Source organism: Mycobacteroides sp. H001, assembly GCF_001440005.1.
GTDB lineage: Bacteria > Actinomycetota > Actinomycetes > Mycobacteriales > Mycobacteriaceae > Mycobacterium > Mycobacterium gwanakae.
The window spans coordinates 130,387-151,161 of the sequence record NZ_LJYH01000021.1; the positions used below are offsets into that span (position 1 = coordinate 130,387).

At 65.3% G+C, this 20,775-nt stretch carries 23 protein-coding genes and 1 tRNA gene; 11 read left to right on the top strand and 13 right to left on the bottom strand.

The annotated features are described in order from the left end of the window. The first annotated feature begins 210 nt into the window (after positions 1 to 210). Complete coding sequence (locus tag AOT83_RS02535) at positions 211 to 1,101, top strand: alpha/beta fold hydrolase (protein WP_057963808.1); 891 nt, start codon at positions 211 to 213, stop codon at positions 1,099 to 1,101. Further along, on the top strand, positions 1,098 to 1,970 hold the full coding sequence (locus AOT83_RS02540) for a sulfite exporter TauE/SafE family protein (RefSeq protein WP_075907812.1): 873 nt from the start codon (positions 1,098 to 1,100) through the stop codon (positions 1,968 to 1,970). The genes AOT83_RS02535 and AOT83_RS02540 overlap by 4 nt, the downstream gene beginning before the upstream one ends. Here AOT83_RS02540 and AOT83_RS02545 read toward each other — a convergent pair. From AOT83_RS02545 to AOT83_RS02560, 4 genes are all read right to left on the bottom strand, one after another. Further along, the gene (locus AOT83_RS02545) at positions 1,897 to 3,084 is read right to left on the bottom strand and encodes an MAB_1171c family putative transporter (protein ID WP_030094600.1); all 1,188 of its coding nucleotides are present in this window, start codon (positions 3,082 to 3,084) and stop codon (positions 1,897 to 1,899) included. The genes AOT83_RS02540 and AOT83_RS02545 overlap by 74 nt on opposite strands. Then, complete coding sequence (locus AOT83_RS02550) at positions 3,081 to 3,599, bottom strand: ImmA/IrrE family metallo-endopeptidase (protein ID WP_030094601.1); 519 nt, start codon at positions 3,597 to 3,599, stop codon at positions 3,081 to 3,083. The genes AOT83_RS02545 and AOT83_RS02550 overlap by 4 nt, the downstream gene beginning before the upstream one ends. Before the next feature lie 2 nt (positions 3,600 to 3,601). Further along, complete coding sequence (locus tag AOT83_RS02555; RefSeq protein ID WP_057963809.1) at positions 3,602 to 4,081, bottom strand: hypothetical protein; 480 nt, start codon at positions 4,079 to 4,081, stop codon at positions 3,602 to 3,604. Between the two features lie 85 nt (positions 4,082 to 4,166). Continuing rightward, entirely contained in the window at positions 4,167 to 6,008 is a 1,842-nt protein-coding gene (locus tag AOT83_RS02560) for a fatty acyl-AMP ligase (RefSeq protein ID WP_057963810.1), read from the bottom strand. 334 nt (positions 6,009 to 6,342) lie between these two features. Here AOT83_RS02560 and AOT83_RS02565 point away from each other — a divergent pair. The 4 genes from AOT83_RS02565 to AOT83_RS02580 all read left to right on the top strand — a co-directional run bounded on the left by AOT83_RS02565 (position 6,343) and on the right by AOT83_RS02580 (position 8,944). After that, a tRNA-Leu gene (locus AOT83_RS02565) sits at positions 6,343 to 6,416 on the top strand. Positions 6,417 to 6,528: 112 nt separating this feature from the next. Further along, positions 6,529 to 7,734, top strand: a complete 1,206-nt coding sequence (locus AOT83_RS02570) for an NAD(P)/FAD-dependent oxidoreductase (RefSeq protein WP_057963811.1) — start codon at positions 6,529 to 6,531, stop codon at positions 7,732 to 7,734. A 17-nt stretch (positions 7,735 to 7,751) separates the two neighbouring features. Further along, complete coding sequence (locus AOT83_RS02575) at positions 7,752 to 8,324, top strand: DUF4389 domain-containing protein (protein WP_057963902.1); 573 nt, start codon at positions 7,752 to 7,754, stop codon at positions 8,322 to 8,324. Next, the gene (locus AOT83_RS02580; protein WP_057963812.1) at positions 8,321 to 8,944 is read left to right on the top strand and encodes a class I SAM-dependent methyltransferase; all 624 of its coding nucleotides are present in this window, start codon (positions 8,321 to 8,323) and stop codon (positions 8,942 to 8,944) included. Before AOT83_RS02575 ends, AOT83_RS02580 begins: the two co-directional genes overlap by 4 nt. A 15-nt stretch (positions 8,945 to 8,959) precedes the next feature. Here AOT83_RS02580 and AOT83_RS02585 read toward each other — a convergent pair whose 3' ends face one another. Beyond that, positions 8,960 to 11,359, bottom strand: coding sequence for an ABC transporter permease (locus AOT83_RS02585; protein WP_234797648.1), 2,400 nt, complete (start codon positions 11,357 to 11,359; stop codon positions 8,960 to 8,962). Positions 11,360 to 11,487: 128 nt separating this feature from the next. Beyond that, positions 11,488 to 12,186 carry an ABC transporter ATP-binding protein gene (locus AOT83_RS02590; protein ID WP_057963904.1) on the bottom strand — a complete coding sequence of 233 codons (699 nt, stop codon included), beginning with the start codon at positions 12,184 to 12,186 and terminating at the stop codon, positions 11,488 to 11,490. Positions 12,187 to 12,391: 205 nt separating this feature from the next. On the opposite strand from AOT83_RS02590, the gene AOT83_RS02595 reads away from it, so the two are divergent. Beyond that, complete coding sequence (locus AOT83_RS02595) at positions 12,392 to 13,714, top strand: acetyl-CoA hydrolase/transferase C-terminal domain-containing protein (protein ID WP_057963905.1); 1,323 nt, start codon at positions 12,392 to 12,394, stop codon at positions 13,712 to 13,714. 5 nt (positions 13,715 to 13,719) lie between these two features. On the opposite strand, the gene AOT83_RS02600 is transcribed toward AOT83_RS02595, so the two are convergent. The 3 genes from AOT83_RS02600 to AOT83_RS26615 all read right to left on the bottom strand — a co-directional run bounded on the left by AOT83_RS02600 (position 13,720) and on the right by AOT83_RS26615 (position 16,351). Then, positions 13,720 to 14,724 carry an oxygenase MpaB family protein gene (locus tag AOT83_RS02600; RefSeq protein WP_057963813.1) on the bottom strand — a complete coding sequence of 335 codons (1,005 nt, stop codon included), beginning with the start codon at positions 14,722 to 14,724 and terminating at the stop codon, positions 13,720 to 13,722. Between the two features lie 142 nt (positions 14,725 to 14,866). After that, a complete protein-coding gene (locus AOT83_RS02605; protein ID WP_057963814.1) occupies positions 14,867 to 15,598 on the bottom strand; it encodes a TetR/AcrR family transcriptional regulator in 732 nt (243 codons plus the stop codon). 72 nt (positions 15,599 to 15,670) lie between these two features. Then, positions 15,671 to 16,351, bottom strand: coding sequence for a DUF3060 domain-containing protein (locus tag AOT83_RS26615; protein ID WP_070918393.1), 681 nt, complete (start codon positions 16,349 to 16,351; stop codon positions 15,671 to 15,673). 30 nt (positions 16,352 to 16,381) lie between these two features. Here AOT83_RS26615 and AOT83_RS02615 point away from each other — a divergent pair, with 30 nt between their 5' ends. Together AOT83_RS02615 and AOT83_RS02620 are read left to right on the top strand one after the other, a co-directional pair. Further along, positions 16,382 to 16,771 carry a VOC family protein gene (locus AOT83_RS02615; protein ID WP_057963815.1) on the top strand — a complete coding sequence of 130 codons (390 nt, stop codon included), beginning with the start codon at positions 16,382 to 16,384 and terminating at the stop codon, positions 16,769 to 16,771. Between the two features lie 43 nt (positions 16,772 to 16,814). Beyond that, positions 16,815 to 17,189: a hypothetical protein gene (locus tag AOT83_RS02620; protein ID WP_057963816.1), complete on the top strand. Its 375-nt coding sequence runs from the start codon at positions 16,815 to 16,817 to the stop codon at positions 17,187 to 17,189. A 30-nt stretch (positions 17,190 to 17,219) separates the two neighbouring features. Here the strand turns inward: AOT83_RS02620 and AOT83_RS02625 are convergent, their stop codons facing one another. The 4 genes from AOT83_RS02625 to AOT83_RS27220 all read right to left on the bottom strand — a co-directional run bounded on the left by AOT83_RS02625 (position 17,220) and on the right by AOT83_RS27220 (position 19,668). Next, positions 17,220 to 17,834, bottom strand: coding sequence for a hypothetical protein (locus AOT83_RS02625; protein WP_109394754.1), 615 nt, complete (start codon positions 17,832 to 17,834; stop codon positions 17,220 to 17,222). A gap of 129 nt (positions 17,835 to 17,963) precedes the next feature. Further along, positions 17,964 to 18,440, bottom strand: a complete 477-nt coding sequence (locus AOT83_RS02630) for a hypothetical protein (protein ID WP_030094632.1) — start codon at positions 18,438 to 18,440, stop codon at positions 17,964 to 17,966. After that, positions 18,433 to 19,020 carry a hypothetical protein gene (locus AOT83_RS02635; protein WP_030094633.1) on the bottom strand — a complete coding sequence of 196 codons (588 nt, stop codon included), beginning with the start codon at positions 19,018 to 19,020 and terminating at the stop codon, positions 18,433 to 18,435. The genes AOT83_RS02630 and AOT83_RS02635 overlap by 8 nt, the downstream gene beginning before the upstream one ends. 177 nt (positions 19,021 to 19,197) lie before the next feature. Then, on the bottom strand, positions 19,198 to 19,668 hold the full coding sequence (locus AOT83_RS27220; protein ID WP_109394756.1) for a lipoprotein LpqV: 471 nt from the start codon (positions 19,666 to 19,668) through the stop codon (positions 19,198 to 19,200). 145 nt (positions 19,669 to 19,813) lie between these two features. Between AOT83_RS27220 and AOT83_RS02645 the strand changes: the two genes are divergently transcribed. Both AOT83_RS02645 and AOT83_RS02650 read left to right on the top strand, forming a co-directional pair. Continuing rightward, the gene (locus tag AOT83_RS02645; RefSeq protein ID WP_030094635.1) at positions 19,814 to 20,374 is read left to right on the top strand and encodes a cysteine dioxygenase family protein; all 561 of its coding nucleotides are present in this window, start codon (positions 19,814 to 19,816) and stop codon (positions 20,372 to 20,374) included. Then, positions 20,371 to 20,739: a rhodanese-like domain-containing protein gene (locus tag AOT83_RS02650; protein WP_030094636.1), complete on the top strand. Its 369-nt coding sequence runs from the start codon at positions 20,371 to 20,373 to the stop codon at positions 20,737 to 20,739. The genes AOT83_RS02645 and AOT83_RS02650 overlap by 4 nt, the downstream gene beginning before the upstream one ends. Positions 20,740 to 20,775: the final 36 nt, after the last annotated feature.

Consider the following 20,775-nt stretch of genomic DNA (forward strand, 5'->3'; position numbering starts at 1 on the left):
CTTAACACGTAACCGTGTGACCTGCGTAACAGTTGACAATGTACCCCCTGCTCCAGTTGACAAGTTGATCAAATCAACTGACAGTTGATATATCAACACAGACCGATAACGGACAGTTGAAGTTCTATAAACGGTCAGTTGAGAAGGCGCAGCGTCGCGCGGAGCCCGGATCAGCAACGTTTGATTAGGTGCGGAAGGTTTGGATATCCCATGTCCGGATTGATGTCGAAGGCCGAAGTACGCGAAATTGGAGTTTCGGAAACAGGTTTCGTGCGACGGCCCGACCCGGACGGTGCCGCGGTCGCGTACCGGACGTACGGGCGCGCGCGGCCCGGTGTCGCCGATGTGGTGTTGGTGCACGGCAGTCTGCAGAACTCGGCCGTGTGGTCCAAGCACGGCTACATCGCGCAGCTGTCTCAGCAGTACCGGGTGACCACCATCGACGTGCGTGGGCACGGCGCCAGCGAGAAGCCAGATCATCCTGGCGGATACGCCATCGCCTCGTCGGCGCGAGATGTCTGCGCGGTCATGGATCACCTGGGCATCCGCCGGACGCACTACATCGGCTACTCGCTGGGCGGGCGCATCGGGCTCACCCTTGCCGCCACCGCTCCCGAGCGGCTCACCTCGCTGGTGGTGGCGGGGTCTTCGCACCGGCCGCAGCGTGGCGCGGTGGACGTTCTGATCTTCCCCAACGCCGTTCGCGTGGTGGAGGAGTCCGGCCTGGACGCCTTCGTCGACGGCTGGGAGGCACACCGCGGCCAGCAGATGAGCTCGGGATTCCGGGCGACCATCGAGGCCCTGGGCCAGCGTGGCCTGGCGGCGCTGCTGCGGCAGTGGGATGCCGAGCCGGGTGTCGCCGAAGACGTCCTGCTTCAAATCGATACGCCCACACTGTTTTTCGCCGGGTCCGAAGATCCGATGCGGCTAGCCGAGTCGCGGGAAGCGGCGGTCCGGATGCCGCGTGCCTACTTCGCCCTGCTGGCCGGCTGCAACCACGGGCAGACGGTGACGATGCGTGAGCGCATCCTGGATCGCGCCGAGGCGTTCTTCCGGCTGTCCGAGTTCTCCGATATCGAGAAGCTGCGGGTGGCCGGGTGACCGGAGATCATGGGCCGCGCCCGAGCCTGGCGACGCTTGCCCGCATCGGGGTGCTCGGCGGTATGTCGGGCGGGCTGCTGGGCGGTGGCACCGGAGTGATCACCGTGCCCTCGCTGGCTCGGGCGACCACGTTGAGCCGGGCCGTCATTCACGGCACCTCGACGCTGCCGAACGTCTCTGCCGCGATCGCGGGCAGCACCGTCTACGCGCTGCACGGGGCGAAGGTGGACGTGGTGGCGGGCGCCGGGCTGATGGCGGGCGGCGTGATCGGTGCGGTGGTGGGGGCCAAGCTGGTGGCCCGCATTCCCGAGTGGATCCTCAAGGCGCTGTTCGTTTTTGTGCTGCTGGCCACCGCGCTCAAACTGCTGCTCAGCGCCGCAGGCATCGACCCTTCGGCGGGTGAAGCGTTGCTTCCCGATGCTGTGCTCGCCCATGTGCCATCGGTCATCGCTATCGGTGCCGTGGTCGGTTTCGTGGTCGGTGCGTGGTCGGCCGCACTGGGTCTCGGCGGTGGGCTGCTGACGGTTCCGGCGATGCTGGTGCTGTTTGGTTCCGATCTGCACGTGGCAGAGGGCACCTCGTTGATGGTGATGCTGCCCAACGCGCTGGTCGCGGCGACCACACATCTGCGTCAGGGCACCGCTGACGCTCCGATTGGTTTCCGGTTGGCGGCATTCGCGTTGCCAGGCACCGTCATCGGGGCGCTGCTGGCGCTCGCCCTGAACGCGCGCTGGCTCGCGCTGGTGTTCGGGTCCTATCTGGTGTTCATCGCCATCCGCGAGATCGTGCGGGTGTTTACGAGCTCGTCTGCCCGGACGACGACGAAACCAAGTCCGGCGCCGGCGTCGCAGGCGTGTGTTGGCGGTTGATCTTCTGCAGCTCCCGGGCGACGTCCAGGAGCCAGTTCAGTTCTTCCTTGCGGTTGGCGCCGGTACGTTCGCCGATGATCTTGGTGCCGGAGGTCTTGTCGTGTTGCGGTGCGGTGCGCTGTTGTTCGATGGCCGAATGAATCTGGCGCGCCGCGGATGTGGTGGACGCGTCTTCGGTGAGGTAGGGGCGGATGGCGCTCAGGCCGTCGCGGATCTCGACGATTCTGCGGTAGAGCCGGTAGTTGTGATCGCCGATGGCGGCCTGCGGTGGTGCCAGTGCGATCTGGGCGTTGCCCTCATACAGCGCGGTCCACAGCGGCTCGAGTTGACGGTGCTGCCGGTAGGCCTGGATGCGTTGGCGCGCCGACGTGACCAGCTGTGAGAAGGACGGTCCGGCAAGGCCTACCACGATGAGGATCTGCCCGATGGTGGCGGCCAGTGGGGCCAGACGCTGCCAGGAGTAGCTGTCGTTGGTGATCATGCCGTAGATGGCCGAGTGTGCCCGCATGATGCAGAACAACAGGCACATGGCGGCTCCGGCCGCGGTGAGCAGCATGCTGCGTCGCAGCCACGCCACATCGTGAAAACGGGCGTACTGCAGGCATTTGACGGTGATCAGGAGGGCGCCCAGGCCGTAGGTGATCAGATAGATCAGCATGTAGAGCACCCAGGCCGGCTTGTTGCCGTGCGAGGCGTAGAAGTCCTGTGGCAGTTCAGAAGTCGGTGCCACAAACCAGCAGAGAGTCAGCGCGGCGCCGATGGCTACCGCCATGCCGACCCAGAGCCGTGCGCGCTGCACCGCACGGGGACCGGATTCACCCCAGAAGGTGATGACGGTGAGAACGCATGCGGTCCACGCCATGCCGCCCGAGAGGTTCAAGACGAGCCGGCCCATGTTGTGCACGCCGACCAAGTTGTCGAACTTCTCGTAGAGCGGTGGCGTCGCCAAGGTGACGGCAATGCCCTTGAAGAGGAATGACAACAACAGTGCCACCGAGGCGGGTGGACGGACCCGGGAACGCAGCATCGCGGCGGCGACCACGACCACGGCGCCAAAGCTGAAGACGGCCGCTATCGAATACGCCGCGGCGGAGTCTTCAAAAACTGAGGTCACGGTGCCGCCGGTGAGCCTTCCAGCACGAGTGATGCCAGGATGCGCCGCAGGTTGGCGTTCGTGACGGGAATGGGGCGGTGGCTGTCGGGACTGACGCGCTGCCCCATCATGGAGGCGAGCATTTCTGCCTCGACCTCCTGGTCGTCGAGATAGGTCTCGCGACACAGGACTTCGGCCAGTTCACGCTTGCTTGAACTGGTGTGTCCACACATCACATGGCTCAGCTCATGCAGGATGATGTGCTCGCGATGCATGGTGGTGGTGTCGCTGTCGTACACCACGTAGTCGGTGGCATCGGTGCGGACCAGCAGGCCGTGCACGCCGCTGCCGGAGAGCGCGTAGGGCACCAGCTGGATATCGCGCTCGCTGAGTTCACTGGCGCGGGCGCGAATGTCCTCGACGGTCGTGAGTGTGTCCAGGCCCAGGTCCGCCAGCTTGCGGGTGCACTGCTTGTGGATAGCTTGAAGTTCGCGAGTGGACCGTAGATCGGTTGTGACACAACGCATCTTCGGCATGATTACTGCCCGTTGCTGACCGAGTTGTCCACCGTCGGCAGGCCCTGCAGCGCGCGCACGTGATCGAGCACGGCGGCGACTGTTTCCAGGTTCTGCTTGTTCAGGCCGATCGCACGTAACGCGATCAGCTCCACCTCGTCCCGCGTGGTTTCATCCAGCGCACCGAGACGCTCGTCGAGCGAGTAGGTGCGCTCGGGATCGGTGAGCACCGAGAGCGGAACGCGGAAGAAGTCGGCCAGTGCGCCGAGCAGGTCGATGGCGGGACGGGCGCGCTTACCGGTGCGCAGCGCCGACAGGTAGGCACCGCCGACCTTGATGCCGGGGTGAGCCTTCTTGATGCCGTTGGCGACCTCATCATTGGTCCACATCCGGCCGTCGGGACGACGATGCGACTGGAAGAGCGCATTGATGCGATCAGCGAGGTTCGCGTCGGCGGCTTTGGCGTCCTGAAGGGACACCTGCGGCGGGCTCGTAGTGGCCATCTACTAAGTCAAACACCGATACCGCGCGCGCTCAACGTGAGGGGGCGGACTCCCAGTGTGATTCAACGCACAGTTGAGGCCAGTTTTAGCGGTAGGTGTCGGTGAGGTATTCCGCGCGGCACGCGCCGCGGGCGAGTTTTCCGCTGGTGGTGCGGGGTATTGCCCCCGCGGCGACGAGCCGGACGTCGGCCACGGGCAGATTGTGCTGGCGTGAGATGGCGGCACGGATCGCCTCGACGACGGGAGCCTGCTCCACGCGGCCGGATCCGGGTGCACGTTCGGCGACGATGACCAGGCGCTCGCTGGTGTCGGCAATGGCGGCCTCAGCAAGCTGATTGGCCGCGACGGAGAACGCCGCGACATAGCCGGAACGCACCGCGGATGAGGCCTCGGAGGCGGTGGCCTCGATGTCCTGCGGGTAGTGGTTGCGCCCGTCGATGATGATGAGGTCCTTGATGCGGCCGGTGACGTAGAGGTTGTCGTTCAGGTACACCCCGAGGTCGCCGGTGCGCAGCCAGCGGGCCTCGGTGGCGGTTCCGGTTGCGTGACTGCGCTGGGTGAGTCGCGACTTCAGTGTGTTGCCGAAGGTGTCTTGCGTTTCCTTGGCGCGGCCCCAGTAGCCGCGGCCGATGTTGTCGCCGTGCAGCCAGATCTCGCCGATTTCTCCTTCGGGGAGTTCATTTCCGGTGCGCGGGTCGACGATGGTCAGCCATTGGCTGGAGATGACCTGACCGCAGGAGACGTGGGGGACCGCCATGGGGGCGTCCGATGAGACGGGTACGGCGCGGTCTTCGGCGAGCTGGTCGCGGTCCAGGTAGATGACGCTGGGGCGCGCGTCGGTGGCAATGGTGGCCACGGAGAGCGTTGCTTCGGCCATGCCGTACGACGGTTTGATCGCGGTGGCCGGGAATCCGTAGGGAGCGAAGGCCTCGGTGAACTTCTCGATCGCGGAGATGGTCACCGGCTCAGATCCGTTGAGCAGACCCGCGACATTGCTCAGATCCCAGGTTTCGCCGGCCGGCGGGCGGCCACGCTGGGCGGCGAGTTCGAAGGCGAAGTTGGGGGCGGCGGCGAACACCCTCCCGAACGCGGATTCGGTGGCCAGTTGTTTGACCCAGCGCCGGGGGCGCCGCACAAAGGCCAACGGCGACATCAAGGTGATGTGGCCGCCGCACAGCGGGGGAAACAGGATCATGATCAGGCCCATGTCGTGATACAGCGGCAGCCAGCTCACGCTGCGGATGTTGGTGTCCAGGCCGCCGGCCAGGATCATCTGCAGCACGTTGGTACAGGCCGCGCGGTGGGTGATCTCGACACCGGCCGGGGTGCGGGTGGAACCCGAGGTGTACTGCAGGTAGGCCAGGTCCTCGGAATCGAGTTCGGCGGGGACGAATGTCGCGCCGACCGAGTCCGGCACCGCGTCGATGGCGATGACGCGCGGGCGCCGCCCGCGAGGAAGCTTGCGCAAGAAGGCGTTCACCGATTCGGCGGCGCTGTCGGTGGTCAGGATGACCGACGGGGTGGCATCGGCGAGCACCGCATCGAGGCGTTCGGTGTGGCCGGGCAGCTCGGGGGCGAAGAGGGGAACCGCGATGTTTCCGGCCTGGATGGCGGCGAAGAATCCGATGACGTAGTCCAGGCCCTGCGGTGCCAGGATCGCGACGCGATCACCCGGCTGGGTGACCTGCTGCAGCCGGGCGCCGATGGCGCGCATCCGGGTGTCCAGCTCCAGCCAGCTCAGTTCGATTGCGACACCGTCATCGTCGCGCGTGAAGTCCAGGTAGCGGTAGGCGGCCGTGGCGCCGAACTCGGCGGTGTTGTGTGCGAAGTTGGAGAGCAGCGTGGTGCCGGGAGGAAGGTCGATCGAGCCCTGCGCGTCGAGATAATCCTCAATTCCACTCTGGCGAACCGCCACTGCATCTGACATATCCAACTCCCGACTCACGAAGGAAAACACTACCTGCGCTAACTAAGGAATTTCCTAGTTCGCAGGTGACCCGTCGTGCGAGGAGCGGGCGGCAACTTTCAATGTCGGCGTTCGCGCGGTCTGGTGACGAATCACACCAGAGTCCAATCGAATCCTGGTGTTGTACAAGGGGTATCACTATCCGTCGGAGAGTTTCAATGTGACGCGAGGGTGTGTCGCGCAGGGGTGTGATCTTTGTCGTACAGATTGTTGCGGTACCGGACTTAATGCCGCCGCGGAGTGGGTGAGTTGGTGTTCGGAGGACTGCCGGGTAGAACTAGGGCTGACCTGCAAGGCCCCCATAGCCCAATTGGCAGAGGCAGCGGACTTAAAATCCGCCAAGTGTCGGTTCGAGTCCGACTGGGGGCACAGAGTACGAAGTGATAACGGCCCTGGGGCCAAAACCGTGTACAGCGCGCTCGCCGCGGTCATACATTGAGCCGTGGAGCCAAAACGGCTCACGAGCCGACCCACGAAGCTGATGCCAGCAGCGCAGGCGCCGTCGTTGCGGGTCCTAGTCGTCGGCGCCGGTGTCGGCGGTATCTCCATCGCGCGGGGGTTATTGCGCGACGGGCATGACGTGACCGTCTACGAGCAGCGTCCGGATGTGCATGCCGGTGGCGGTGCGGTGACCATCTGGTCGAATGGTGCCACGGTGCTGCGGCAGCTGGGCGTGGACATGGACCGGGCCGGCCAGCAGCTGTCCACGGTACGGGTCATGACGTCGACGGGGCGCTCGCTGGCCACGTTGGACGTGGCCTCGATCGCCGACCGACTGGGCGAGCCGATTCGGATGGTCCCGCGTTATGTCCTACTTGAGCGGCTGCTGAAAGGCTTTCCGGCGGAACGTATCCGGTGTAATGCCAGGGCTGTCGCCGTGATGGGCGGACGCAGCGGAGCGCGGGTCGAGTTCGCGGACGGCAGCGCGGCCGAGGGAGACTTGGTGATCGGCGCCGATGGCAGGCATTCGCTTGTTCGCGACGCCGTCGGCGCAGACCAGGCGGAGCCGACCGGATGGTGCAGCTGGCAGGGGCTGACAACCCTCTCGGACGGCGCCAATGAGCGGGTCGCCTTCGTCGTCATCGGCGAGCGCGCAAGCTTCGGTCTGTGGCCTGCCGGAGGCTCCGATGTGCAGTGGTGGTTCGACCTGCCCTGGTCGTCCGGCTTTGTCAGACCCGAACGCCCGATCGACATGATCCGGTCCACGTTCGCCGGGTGGTCCGGGCTCGTCGATCGCGTACTCGCCACGCTCACCAATGATGATCTGGCGCATTCGCCCTATCCGCACTTTCGCCATCCTATTCCCCGGCCGGGCCATGGAGTGCTGACTCTGCTCGGCGATGCGGCCCACACCATGCCGCCCACCCTTGCCCAAGGGGCCAATCAGGCATTGCTCGACACGATGGTGTTGTGTAAGGCGGTTTCGGAATTCCAGCGCGGCACCTACACCGATCTGCCCGATGCGCTGCGCTGGTATGAGAAGACCCGCCGACGCCGCGCCGCCGCGGTGTCCCGAGTTGCCTCGCTTCAGGTTTCGCACGGTGAGGCCGTGCTGAGACCGGCGGCGATGGTCTCGGATCGTTTCATGACGTGGGCGCTGGCGACGTTCTTACAGTCGGTGAGTCATCGCCGGATGGCCGCTGACATCAGCCGGGGCCATGCCGCCGACACCGCCTGCCGGCCGTGATGTCCGACGCCGTCCGTGTGCGGGGCGCGATCAACGCGCCCTCGCGCTGGCTCTTTCTCGTCAAATGGTGCGTGCTGGCGGTGCCGCACTACCCCATATTGATCGTCCTGTATCTGATGTATCCGGTGCTGACCGTCGTCGCCGGTATCGCGATCCTGTTCACCGGGCGATATCCGCGAATCATCTTCGACATCAACGTGGGAGTGCTGCGGTGGTCCTGGCGGGTGATGAACTACCGGTTTCCGATGAACAGCACCGATAGGTATCCGCCTTTCACGCTCGCCGCGCGGCCCGACTATCCCGGCGAACTCGACGTCGACTATCCAGAGCACCTCACCCAGTGGGCAGTGCTGGTGAAGGTATTGCTGGCACTGCCGCAGATCATCATCTGCTGGGCCATGGAGCCACTGCTGCAGGTGCTGGCCGTTATTTCAGCGGTGCGGTTGTTGGTGAGAGGCACGGTGTCGCAAGGCATGTTCGACCTCCTCATGGGAATCGTGCGGTGGCGCTACCGGGTGGCGGTGTACGTCTCGTTGATGTGCGACGAATACCCGCCATTTCGAATGGACTTGGGAGGTGGCGGCACGTGAAGCACCGTAATCCGTTGTTCCCCTATATATATGGGCTCGGAATGCCGATATTCGACCGGCTGTTCTACCGCCGATACCGGCGGACGGCGATGAGTCTTGCGACCGGCCGGTTGCTGATCGTGGGCCTCGGCCCGGGAACCGATCTCATGTTCCTTCCGCCCACGGTGACATCGGTCGCGGCGGTCGAGCCGGAGGCGGCGATGCGTCGGATGGCCGGCGCCCTGGCACGCCGCTGTGGCATCGAGGTCGACATCCTCGATGGGGTCGGGGAGTCGATACCGTTCCCGGACAACAGTTTCGACTCGGTGCACGTTGGGCTGGTGTTGTGCTCGGTGGACGATGTAGCGGCAACCCTCGGCGAGATCCGGCGGGTGCTTGCCTCGGGAGGCCGGTTGGTGGTTCTCGAACATGTCCGCGGGGACGGTTTGATGGGGCGGTTCCAGGATCTGATCGCCAAGCCATGGTCGTGGCTGGCCTCCGGGTGCGAGCCGAACCGCCGGACCGTCGAAGCGATTGCCGCGGCCGGATTCGATACCAGCGGCCTGCGTAGCGTTCGACGAACGCTGGTTCCGCCGCCGTGCACGCCTCACCTGCAGGGCGTCGCCACCGTGTCCGAATAGCCCTATTCGACATCGTTATTCGACGCTGATGGCCTCGATGATGTTGAGCCGCGCCGCACGGCGTGCGGGCGGCACCGAGCCCAGCAGGCTGATCGCCAGCGCGCCCACGGTGAAGGCCACCGCCATCGGGCTCGGCCGGAAGGTGACGTCGAAGTTCATGACGCTGCCGCTGACGAGGCTGAACAGCCACTGATCAATGACACCAATCAGCAGCCCCGCGACACCGCCCACGGCCCCGATGGCCGCGGCCTCGGCAAGAACCATGCCCAACGTGTATCGGCGGCTCGATCCCATCGCCCGCAGCACACCGATCTCCCGGCGACGTTCGAGCACCGAGAGCGTCAGTGTGTTGAGCAGCGCGACCGCGGCGACGAACACCACGATGATCCACACGGCGTTGGCGATCAGCATGCTTTGGTGCAGTGGGGCTTCAAGACCGGCCAACGCGGTGCGGCCGTCGTACACATAGTTCGGTGCGGGCACCACACCGCGGACATCGTCCAGCAGCCGCCCCGGATCTGTGCCGTCGACGGCGGTGATTTGCAGTGTCGTCGTGCCCGGGCGGTCAAACCATGCCCGCATGCGATCCAGGCTCATCCCGACGGTGCCGATGACCGTCGAGAAGTAGGGCACCAGGGTCAGCACGCGCGTGCGCTGTGGACCGTGGGGTGTTTGCAGCTCCAGCTCGTCGCCCACCCGGACGCCGAGAGTCTTGCCCAGGTTCTGTGAGAGCGCCACGCCCCGGCCGGTCAGTACGTCCTGACGTACCCGTTCGTCGAGCGCACGGAAGAGCGGATCGTGGGTGCCGGGGGAGAATCCATTGAGCATCACGCGGGTGCCGCCGATGACGGCGAATCCGGAGGCACCTTCGACGGCATTCGCGACGCCAGGGACCGCAGCCACCTTCTCGGTAAGGCCTTGCGGCAGAATGTCAGTGGGGTAGCGGTCGGGTGAGTTCGCGCTCACCCAGACATCGACATCGGCGACCGGCGCGAAGATGGCGCGCGCGGATCGGATCATGTCGTTGTTCGTCCCGGTGATCACCACGGTGGTGACCACGGCGATGAGCACGGTCATGACCGTGGCCCACACCCGGCGCGGCGCGCGCTGGACCGTCGGCGCCGCCAGCGCTCCGGGCGCACCGAACACTCGGGCCACCGTGGCTGTCGCACCGACGATAGGTCCGGCCAGCGCGAAGCCCAGCGCGATCTCGGCGACGAACAGTGCTGCGATCGCGACGAAGGCGAGTGACCCTGGTTGGTAGAGCACGGTCAGCATCGATGCTGCCAGCACCGCCGCCGCCACCACTCCGCTGGCGACACGCAGCCAACGGGGCACGTTGTCGGCCACGGAAACCCCGACGGGTGCCAGCGCCTCGATCGGTGACACCTTGTACACCTGCCGGGCGGCCATCGCCGACGCGGCCACACTGGTCAGTACCGTCGCGGCGACGGCAGCCGGGATCGCGTAGCCGGGCAACCAGTACTCGACGCGGGCTTCGAGCCCTTGGGTTACCGTCGGCGGCAAACGGCCAATCGCCTTTCGGCCCAGCAGAATTCCGAGAGCCGAGCCGATGGCGCCGCCGATCAGCCCGAGGATCGCGGCCTCGGCGAGCATGTCGCGAATGATCGTGACGCGGCGCCCGCCGATGGCGCGCAGCATCGAGATGACCGGGCGGCGTTGGGCGATCGCCATGGTCATCGTCGTGTAGATCAGGAACGCGCCGACCACCAACGCGACTGCCGCGCCCATCAGGGCCATGTAGTTCATGAGCTTGACGCCGTCGCCGGCTCGCACCGCCCGCAAGCTCGGATCGGCGACGATCGCCCGGCCGTTCACGGCCGCGGTGACCCCGTCCCGGACTGCGGCCAGATTCGCGCCCGGCGTTGTGGTAACCAGAATCGAATCGAGCTGACCTTGCCGCCCGGTGACCTCCTGAGCCAACGGCAGTGCGGCGAGCACATAGTGCCCGCCGTTGAGATCCGCGAGTTGCTTGCCCTGGAGCACCTCGGCCACGGTGACCGAACCCGAGCCGAGCCGGAACGTATCGCCCTTCGCGTGGCCGACGGACGGCCCGATCTGGACACCGGCGGCTTCCCGTGATGGCGCGTCAACCTTCACTCCGACAGCATCTTTCAAGGCGCCTTCCAGCGCGGCGCTGCGGTCATCGGCGCCGAACAGCAGAACCGGTTCGGTATCGGTGGGCGCGGACGTCCGGATCATCGGTGCCGCAGTCGCCACTCCGGGAACCTTGGCGACATCGGCCAGCACCGCCTCGGGGAACCCCGCATCGGTGATACCCGATACCTCGAGTGCGGCGACTCCGGCGACACCGTCCGCCAGCCGGTTGACCGATCCGGTGATCGACCCGAAGATTCCGAATATCGCCACGAGATACATTGCGGAAACTGCCATTACGGCAACCGAGGCGACTGTGCGGCGACGATGCACAGTCAGCTCGCGCAGGCTGAACACACGTAGCCGACTCGCTGCTGCGGCGATGATGGCTCCGGGGCCGTGCTGCTCCTCGCGTCCGCGGCCACTCACCCTGGCGTCACCGACATCTCGTCGGAACCGAGCCGACCATCCTGCAGCGTGATCACCCGATCGGTAGCCGCGGCGGCGTCGTTGTTGTGGGTGACCATCACCACCAGACGGCCGGCGCCTTCTTCGTGGGCGACCTCGGCGAGCAGGCCCAGGATGGCGGTGCCCGTATGAGAATCCAGGTTCCCGGTCGGTTCGTCGGCAAGGATCAGCGGTGGATCCATCATCATGGCCCGTGCCACCGCGACGCGTTGCATCTCGCCGCCGGACAGTTCGGCCGGGCGGTGTTCGGTCCGCTTGCCCAGGCCGACCCGGTCCAGCAGCCGAACCGCGTCCGCTTTGACCTTGCCGAGGCGGACGCCGTCGAGCAGCCTGGGCACGGCCACGTTCTCCCACGCTGAGAGCGTGGGCAGCAGGTTGAAGAACTGAAAGACGAACCCGACCCGATGGTGACGGAACTCCGACTGCTGCTCGTCGCGGAGTCTGCCGATCTCTTCACCGTCGAAGGTGATCGATCCCGAGTCGGGGGAGTCCAACGCCCCGAGCAGATGTAGCAGCGTGCTTTTCCCCGCCCCGGACGGCCCGACTATCGAGACGAACTGGCCGCCGGTCAAGTTCAGGCTGATCTCGTTGAGCGCGCGCACCGTCTGCCCGCCAACCCTGTACTGGCGCACTACATTGCGCAGTTCGATGGCCAGTTCGCGCTGGGGCGTGTCGGCGTTGTCCAGTTGTCTCAAGGTGGCCTCCCGTGAGACCGAGTTACCCGGCGCGCGGAGGCGCGGTCGGGATATGCGGAGCCTACTCCCGGCGCTCTCGTCACATATGGGCTTGCGTGAGGTTCTTCGGCGAGCCCCGCAACCCTTTGGTCGAGCACCGGCCAGCGGTTCATGCAAGATGGGTGCCATGCCGCAGGAGCTCACCGCCGAAGATGCCGCTGCACTGTTGAACCCCGCCGACACGCTGGGAATCCCTCTGGGCCCCGGCCAGCCACCGGCCTTCCTGCGCGCCCTCGGCGTGCGCAAGGACTGGACGGATCTGCGGGTATACGGTGCGCTGCTGGCGGTCGGCACCGAGCTGTTCTCGCGGCCGGGTGTGCATTACCTATCGGGCTTTTTTGGTCCGCTCGAACGCGCGTTGCGGGACATGGGCGCCGACATCGAGTTCGCGGCTGCGGACTTTCGCCGGTTCGGTCCGCTGCTTGAGCGCCAGTCGCCGCGGGTGATGACGACCGTCGCGACACCGCCCGATGCCGACGGTTGGTGTTCCCTCTCGCTGCACGCGGGGGGGACGATAGATGAATTACGTCGCGTCGGGGCCGACCCCGCGCGATTGCTCATTGTCGAAGTCTCGGAAGGATATCCGCGCACCTACGGGTTCGGGGAGGAGCACCGCCACGCGCTGCACGTCGATGAGATCGACATCATGGTGCACTCGGCGGACGCGCCGCTGGCGCTGCCCGGGGGCGATGCGGCGCCGTCGGACGTCGACAGGGCCATCGCCCAGTACGCCGTGAGTTTCATCGGCTCGGGGGCGACATTGCAGACCGGAATTGGCGCCATTCCCAACCAGATTGCGGCCTTGTTGGCCGAAGGTGACGGCGGCGGCTACGGGTTGCACAGCGAGATGTTCACCGACGGCTGCATGCGACTGCACCGCGCCGGCAAGGTCACCAACACCGGTAAGGGACAGTACGACGGCGTGAGCGTGACCACCTTCGCGTTCGGGTCGCCGGAGCTGTACGAATGGCTGGACGGCAATACCGATGTCGCATTCCTGCCGGTGGAGATTGTCAACGCGCCGGAGGTAATCGGCGCCAACAACGACATGATCTCGATCAACGGTGCGCTCTCGATCGACATCCAGGGACAGGTTGTCGCCGACACCATCAACGGGGGACAGTTCAGCGGGATCGGTGGCGCCGAGGACTTCGTCGCCGGGGCCGGGCTGGAGCTGTCGGACCGTTCTCTGATCTGCCTGCCCTCAACCTTCGAAAAGGATGGCGTGCTGCAGTCGCGCATCGTGCCGTGGTTCGGCCCGGGTGCCGTCATCACCACGCCGCGTCATCAGGTCGACGTGATCATCACCGAGTACGGCGCCGCAGAGTTGGAAGGCAGAACGGTCCGAGAGCGCGGAGAGGCGCTGGCATCCATCGCCCACCCTCAGTTTCGGGATGAGCTGTTGGCGGCTGCTGAGCGTGCGTCGAATGGCCGCTCGCCGGTCCGCTGAGTTCGCTAACTGCGTTGGGTAGCAGCGCGGTTCGCGGCGAGCTGGGTGCGGGAGTAGTAGGTGCGCCAGCCGGGTTGACCGAATCGGCGTCGCAATGTGAAGTAGGCGGGACCGAATCGGCCGGCGAGCGGTACGGGGATGGCTCGCCAGAACGCCGCATGCAGATATCGCTCCAGTCGGTCAATCGCGGTGACGCGCAGCCCGAGGTCTGCATGGAACTTCTCGGGAACTCCCGCCAGGATGCCAACGCGGATGGTGCGGGTCAGCGGCAGTGAGATCAGGCGCCACAGTGGCGTGGGAAGCAGGCCCCAACCGCGGGGTTTGGCGGGGTTCAGGGCATGGTCGACGATGAATTGCACCTGTGGGTTGACCTCGAGGGTGTTCGCGACGATCGGCTGCCAGTAATCGCAGAACTCGGCATAGGTGTTGGGCAGGCTGCGGACCCCGAAGCGGCGCCCCACCTCGTTGAGTGCCCGGTAGGCCTGCTCGCGTTCATCGGTATCGGCGAAAAGCCGGAACTGGTCGGCGATATCGAGGCCGCCTTTGAGGATCGAGCCCCAGGTCCAGTTCCAGACGTCCTTGTTCCAGGCGTGATAGCTGGTGCCGTCAGGCATGGATCCGGCGATCGGGCGGTGTAGCTCGTGCAGTCCGTGCGCTACCTCATCGGCTTCGGGCCCAGCGAACACGATGCCCATCACCATCTCGTAGGTGCTGATCAGTCGGCGGCTGGCGGCCTGCAAGTTCGGGATGGTCTCGCTGCCGTTGAGGGCGCGGTCCTTTTCGCTGAGTACGTGGGCGATCTTTGGATGCAGGGTCGGCATGATCAGCGCCGGCACATTGGCGTACATCAGAACCAATGGATGGCCAACGATGTCACGGCCCAAGGAACCTTCAGCAAGCGGATCATCGGTTGTGCCCGCCGAGGTGCGTTGGGGGCGGGCGGTTTCAGGATCAACGTCCGCTGTGGCGGGATTGTCCGGGGAGGTGTCGCGGGTGGGCGTCGATGTCACAACAAGGCTCCTCACAGTAGCGTCCGACCTATTGATAAAACGGTCGTCTTCTCATTCGGTGGGAAGGTAGCACGTCGATGCCGGGGCGACTAGTCGACGATGCGTGGGCTACGCGTCGCCGCTGTTCAGGTGTGGTGTGTATCTACCGGGGGTCACGCGCGTCAGGCGAGCGTTCGTCGGCGGTCAGGACGATGCGCTCGAGCAAGATGCGGGCCGGGTCGAGGATGTCGAGCAACGTGGCGGCCGGTGCCGATCCGAGGTGCTGCACCATCAACTCGTTCACGCCGCCAAGAGCGCCGATCAGCAAGGCCTGGTCTGCCGTGGTGCTGGCCGGGTCGGGTCCGGCCGGGCCGCGGACTCGACGCAGATGGTGCGTCATGACGCCGGCGAAATCCGCCAGCCCTTTGGAGCGGCGCGCACGAATGCGGTCGGTAGAAGCAACTGCTTCTATAACCAGACTCTGGGTGAAGGCCGGCTGGGACGCCAGCGTTCCCAAGTAGGTTCGCAGTCCGGCTTCGATCACTTCGGCGGCGGTGCGGGCACTATCGCCCGCCGCCAGCATCTGCTCGGTGACCAATTCCACCGCCGCGTAAGTGGCTAGAAATGCCGCTTCCTTATCCGGATACAACTCGTAGAACGTTTTAGTGGAAATCCCTGCCCGCGCTGCGATCTGACGCACACTGGCTCCGGCATACCCGCTCTCGGCCACCACTTCTACGGTGGCGACCCGCAGCCGCGTTTCCTGGGATCGACGCACTTCGTCACGCGTGAATCCATGTCGATGGCGCGGAAGCGCGGAGACCGCATCCCCTGTCGTATCCCACAACGACGGCCCGGCCGCGCCGGGGCCACTCGCAGGATTGGTTTCGCTCACCCGCCCGTCCTACGCCACAGCGGAGCCAATAGCAACAACCACGCGGGCGGTTCCGCCGGAGACGTCGATCGTCTAGCCCTGCTCGACGGTGTTGTTGTTACCAGACTTGGAGACTTCCGGCTCCCCGGAGTAATAGGTGACTTTGTTGTCGAAGCCCGAGACGCCGATCTTGCGGGCGGTTTCCAGGTGCACCGTGTTCTCGACACCGGAGACCGTGAGGGTGTCGCAATTGCCGGTGATTTCAACGGTATTGGACACTCCGCTGACGTTGACCAAACCGCCGTCGCAATTGACCGCGACCTGTTTGTGCGTACCGGAGACGCTGAAGGTCGAACCCTCGGGCACGAATGTGGGGCCCGTGGGCGCGCTCGACGAGGAAGTCGCGCGGGTCCGCGTCGGAGGCGGCACGAGCGTCGATCTGACAGGCAGTGTGGCCGTGGGACTCGAACTCGTCCGCACCTGCTGCGGCAGTGTGGGTTTGGCGGCGTAGAAGACGAGTCCGGCCACTCCCGCCGTGACCAGGGCGAAGAAGACTATGAATCGTCGGCGGAATCTGCGGACGGAGGGCCGGGGCGGATACGGCGTCCCGTAGACCGGCGGGGGCGGGTACTGGCCCGACGCCGTCGGCGGATACGGGTTCGGTTTCGTGACACCCAGTTCCGACGTCCGCGCCGTCTCGTTCAGGGAGCGTTCCAGCTCTCGGATTCGGGCTTCGGGGTCACCGTCCGGCTCCACCCACAGATAGTCCCACACAGGGGCCGCCGCGACGGTAGCGTTTTGACTATGGGGTCCTCCGAGATTGTCGCTGCCGAACCACAACTGTTTGTCACCGACTTCGAACGCGCCATCGGCTTCTACGTCGACACGCTCGGATTCGAAGTGGCCTTCACCTACGGCGAGCCGCCCTTCTACGGTCAGGTGCGGCGCGCAGGGGCGAGCCTGAACCTACGCAAGGTCAATGGCCCTGTGTATGACGACAATTTCCTTGCCACGGAACATGATCCGCTTGCTGCCACGCTCACGACCTACAAGCTGGGCCCCTTGCGCGACGAGTACCAGGCGGCGGGTGTGGTCTTCCATCAGCCCCTGCAGACCGAGGAGTGGGGCAGCGTCACTTTCATCGTGAAGGACCCCGACGGGAACCTGCTGTTGTTCTCGGGTGCGGAAGCCTGAAAGAAGCTCTCGCCATCGGGGCGCTGAGCGATGACAATGAGGCATGCGATTGCCAACCTCATTTGAAGGACTTGTGACCGACGGTGGCAAGTCCATCGTCTATGGCGAGCCGTACACGACGGCCGACGGCACCCTGGTCATCACGGTTGCCAAGGTGCGCACCCGGGGCAGCGGCGCGGACGGCGCACCCCTGGAAACGCGCGCGAGACCACTGGGCGTCTTTGTCGTCAAGGACGGAAATGCTCAATGGCAGGCCGCCTTTAATGCCGACCGTGCCTCGACATTGGGCATACTGACCGGCTTGATCTCGGCGGTGTTGGGACTGACAGCCCTCATCCGGCGGCCACCGTGGCCCGATCTCACGTTGCCGGGTTGGTCGCCGGCAGAAAACCCGCACTGGTTCCGCGACAGGCGCTGACTGCTCAGCGCCCGTCGCGGTAGCCAATCGCTACTTCGGGGTGACGGTCTCCTTGAAGGTGCCGTCGCCCTGGTTCAGCCAGGTGATGGTGCCCTTCTGGAATTCGCCGATCCAGCCGCCCTTGGCGACGTCGGGCCCGCCGGCCGTCTCCGCCTCGTCGGCGGTGGGGAAGCCGAGCGTGCCGCCCGCACCGCCCTGCGCGGTGTACACCTTCAGGATTTCGCCCTGAACCAGATGTGCACCGGTGGACGGCGAGCTGAAGATCGTGCCCTTGGCGAAGGCCTGCACCGTGCCGTCGCCCACCTTCTCGGGCTGCCCGGTCGGCAGGCCGAGCTTGGCTTCTCCACCGGCCTTGGTGTACGCCTCGGCGACTGGCGGCTCCAGCGTCACATCGCCGACACCCGGCACGTTGACGGTGGAGGGCGCCCCGGCGACCACGGAGGACACCGCGCTGCTTGCCGACGACGCGGCACTCGATGCGGCGCTACCACCAGCGCTGATAGCCGAGGATGCCGCACTGGTCGCGCTTGACAGCGACTCCTTGGCGGCGTTTTTGTCATCTTGAGAACACGCGACGACGACTGCTGCTGACATGGCGACGATGGAAACCGCGCCTGCTGCTCGTTTCATCAGATTGGTATCCATGAACCGAACGTAACAATGTAAACCGGGCCAATAGGTGAGTTTTTCGATGTTCACCAATTGGTCATCGGTCGATTTCGGTGGAAAAAGGCGCGTTGAACGCACGAAAATGCACCGAAATTATGCGAAAAACTACGAAACCGGTGTCAGCTCGCAGACGTAGTCGCCGACGACGATGTGCACCTCGGTCGCGTCCGGAACCGTGGGAGTGGGCACGACGTTGAGCTGGAACTGCTCGCGGCCGAACTCATCGGTGGTTCCCGGCCACTGTTCCTGCAGGATGTCGCTGATCAGACCGGCGACTGCGGGTTCGGTGATGCGGTAGGTCTCGGCCTGGCAGAACTTCGAGTACACCTCGGTGACCCGGATGCGCGCCTTTTCGATGGGCAGGGTGCCCAGGTCATCGCCGGTTTCCGGGTCGCGTACCGCGGTCCCGGTGGCCCCGATGACCGAGAAGATCATCCCGACCTCGACACCGGCCTCATCGCCCTTGTTGACCAGTACCGAGTAGCGGTCGACGATATCGGCGACCTTCCCGATGATCGGGTCGACGGGCTCCGGCTCCAGTTCACCAGCCGATTGCTCCGCTGGTTTCGTCTCTTCAGGCATTGCCGACGCCGACGGTGTAGTTGTTGGGGCGCGACGCGGTCTCGATCTTTTGCCGCTCCGGCTGCCCGGCGGTCTCGGCCGTCGCGAAATCGGTCTTGGCCTTGGCCACCGCGGCGCTTGAGACGTTCTCCGACTCGCGCAGGGCCTGGAAGGCGTGGCGCAAAGTCAGGCGGCTGATGGTCAGCGCGAGGTTCAGCGCGCTGGAGGCGGACTGCTTGTTGCCCTCGTTGAGGTCGTTCGATGCGGTCGCAAGGTGCTTGTCCACGTCGATCATGCCCTGCAGGGTCACCATCGTGGCGTACGCCGACTGCCCGACATTGCGGTCAAGCTTGTTGCTCTGCTGAATGCGGTGATACAGATCGGCAATCAAGATCCCGGAGACCAGGGCAAGCAGCGGTGTGACGATGCCCTGGACGAATCGGACGAGTTCGGTATCGCCCGCCGTGAAGCCGACAACCGCCGCGACAATGGTTGCGACAACCGCCGCTCCGACGATCGTCCAATGAACCAGCGTGGGCTTCGGGGGAAGCTGATCTGAATTTGCCAACGTCGTTACCGTCCGTTCGGTGAGTGGACACATTCATTGCATCCGTGACCCCATGAGCACTGACCGGAGCATGCTAACACCGTGTACGGCTTCATCCAAGGTGAGGTTACGTGCATTACTCGATGTTTGCTGAGTGTTGCGATCGCGTCGGATTTCTCCGAATATTGTTGAATCGCAAGGGGTGTCGACAAGTGCCTTATCGGGCCGTTCTTAGCACTGTTGCGCGGCGGCGGCGTTCGTCGCCACGATCACCGCAGCTTGCCGGTCCGCGGGCAGCTCGTGCCAGGACTTGTGAAATGTCCCGGGGCCGACGTTCCCATTGGTCTGGATGGACTGCAGATAGCCCTCCACAAGCTGGGTCGGGCCATCCTGCTTCCCGGTCATCCAGTCGGCGGCCGCACGGCAGGCCTGGTAGTACTCCTCTTCCAGGGAACTGGGCGCGGCGTCCACGGACGTTGTGACGCCCGCTGGGGACATCCCCGAGCCGGAGGCCGGAGGCTGCGCCGCCGGTGCCTCGATCGGGGTGGCAGAGACACCCGCCGGGTTAGGAGCCGCCTTCTCGTCGGATTTCGACGTGCACGCCGCACCGATCAACGGGACGCAGAGGGCCATCAGGGTCGCGGCGATGCGGATTGGGGCGGTCACCACTCCAAAGTAGCAAGTGCCTACCAGCGGCAACATTTACTCACTCAGAGCTTTTGCTCTGGAGGCAAAACCGCTGGAAAACGCCGGTACTATTTCAGCTGTGATGGGACACAGGGGTTTTCAGGGGTGGTGTTGCGGCTAGCCGCCACCATCCCTGCCCCTGCCATCGATTTGAGCCTTCATGACCACTGCATCTGTCCTGGATCTGCGCCGCCCTTCCTCCGCCGGATCCTCGCCCACTCGCCTGCGACTGCCGGATCTGCTCCGCATCACCGATGAGGGCGCCGACGACGCGCTGCACGGTCGCTTCGACCATCTGCTGCCCGAGGGCGGCCTTCCGGTCGACGAGCGCTGGGCCACCCGCATTCACGCCGACGACGAGCTCGATGTCTGGCTGATCAGCTGGGTGCCCGACAAGTCCACCGAGTTGCACGACCACTGCGGCTCACTCGGTGCGCTGACCGTACTCAACGGCTCGCTGCATGAATATCGCTGGGACGGAAGCCAACTGGTGCGCCGTCGGCTCGACGCAGGCGATCAAGCGGGATTTCCGCTGGGCTGGGTGCACGATGTGATGCGCGCACCCGAGGCTCCCGTGCGCATCGCCACCGGACCCACGTTGAGCGTGCATGCGTACTCGCCGCCGCTGACCGCGATGTCGTATTACGAAGTGACCCAGGCCAAGACGTTGCGGCGCAGCCGCACCATCCTCACCGACGAGCCCGAAGGACCGGCGGCATGACGGTGCATGATCTGCTGGCGACCGCGCGCGGTCGGCTGCGGCGCCTGCCCGCCGACGAGCTTCCCACCGCGCTGGGCCGGGGCGCATTCCTGGTCGACATTCGCCCCGCCGCGCAACGTGCGCAAGAGGGCGAAGTGGTCAACGCTTTCGTCATCGAGCGCAACGTCCTGGAATGGCGGCTGGACCCCGAGAGTGACGCTCGCATTCCTGAGGCCGGCAATCACGACATTGAATGGGTCATCCTGTGCCAGGAGGGCTACACCTCCAGCCTGGCCGCGGCCTCGCTGCAGGAGATCGGTCTGTACCGGGCCACCGACGTCATCGGCGGATACAAAGCCCTCAAGGACAAGGGCATCCTGATATAGGCGGGCACCACGTGCGCGAGGTCCAGGACGTCTGGC

Excerpts from the sequence above, each read along its gene's own strand:
- AOT83_RS02585 (WP_234797648.1), bottom strand. The coding sequence starts at position 11,359 with ATGGCAGTTTCCGCAATGTATCTCGTGGCGATATTCGGAATCTTCGGG.
- AOT83_RS02630 (WP_030094632.1), bottom strand. The coding sequence starts at position 18,440 with ATGCCTGAAGAGACGAAACCAGCGGAGCAATCGGCTGGTGAACTGGAG.
- AOT83_RS02535 (WP_057963808.1), top strand. The coding sequence starts at position 211 with ATGTCCGGATTGATGTCGAAGGCCGAAGTACGCGAAATTGGAGTTTCG.
- AOT83_RS02555 (WP_057963809.1), bottom strand. The coding sequence starts at position 4,081 with ATGGCCACTACGAGCCCGCCGCAGGTGTCCCTTCAGGACGCCAAAGCC.
- AOT83_RS02625 (WP_109394754.1), bottom strand. The coding sequence starts at position 17,834 with ATGGATACCAATCTGATGAAACGAGCAGCAGGCGCGGTTTCCATCGTC.
- AOT83_RS02650 (WP_030094636.1), top strand. The coding sequence starts at position 20,371 with ATGACGGTGCATGATCTGCTGGCGACCGCGCGCGGTCGGCTGCGGCGC.
- AOT83_RS02560 (WP_057963810.1), bottom strand. The coding sequence starts at position 6,008 with ATGTCAGATGCAGTGGCGGTTCGCCAGAGTGGAATTGAGGATTATCTC.
- AOT83_RS02645 (WP_030094635.1), top strand. The coding sequence starts at position 19,814 with ATGACCACTGCATCTGTCCTGGATCTGCGCCGCCCTTCCTCCGCCGGA.
- AOT83_RS02620 (WP_057963816.1), top strand. The coding sequence starts at position 16,815 with ATGCGATTGCCAACCTCATTTGAAGGACTTGTGACCGACGGTGGCAAG.
- AOT83_RS02550 (WP_030094601.1), bottom strand. The coding sequence starts at position 3,599 with ATGCCGAAGATGCGTTGTGTCACAACCGATCTACGGTCCACTCGCGAA.
- AOT83_RS27220 (WP_109394756.1), bottom strand. The coding sequence starts at position 19,668 with ATGTTGCCGCTGGTAGGCACTTGCTACTTTGGAGTGGTGACCGCCCCA.
- AOT83_RS02570 (WP_057963811.1), top strand. The coding sequence starts at position 6,529 with ATGCCAGCAGCGCAGGCGCCGTCGTTGCGGGTCCTAGTCGTCGGCGCC.
- AOT83_RS02615 (WP_057963815.1), top strand. The coding sequence starts at position 16,382 with ATGGGGTCCTCCGAGATTGTCGCTGCCGAACCACAACTGTTTGTCACC.
- AOT83_RS02635 (WP_030094633.1), bottom strand. The coding sequence starts at position 19,020 with ATGTGTCCACTCACCGAACGGACGGTAACGACGTTGGCAAATTCAGAT.
- AOT83_RS02595 (WP_057963905.1), top strand. The coding sequence starts at position 12,392 with ATGCCGCAGGAGCTCACCGCCGAAGATGCCGCTGCACTGTTGAACCCC.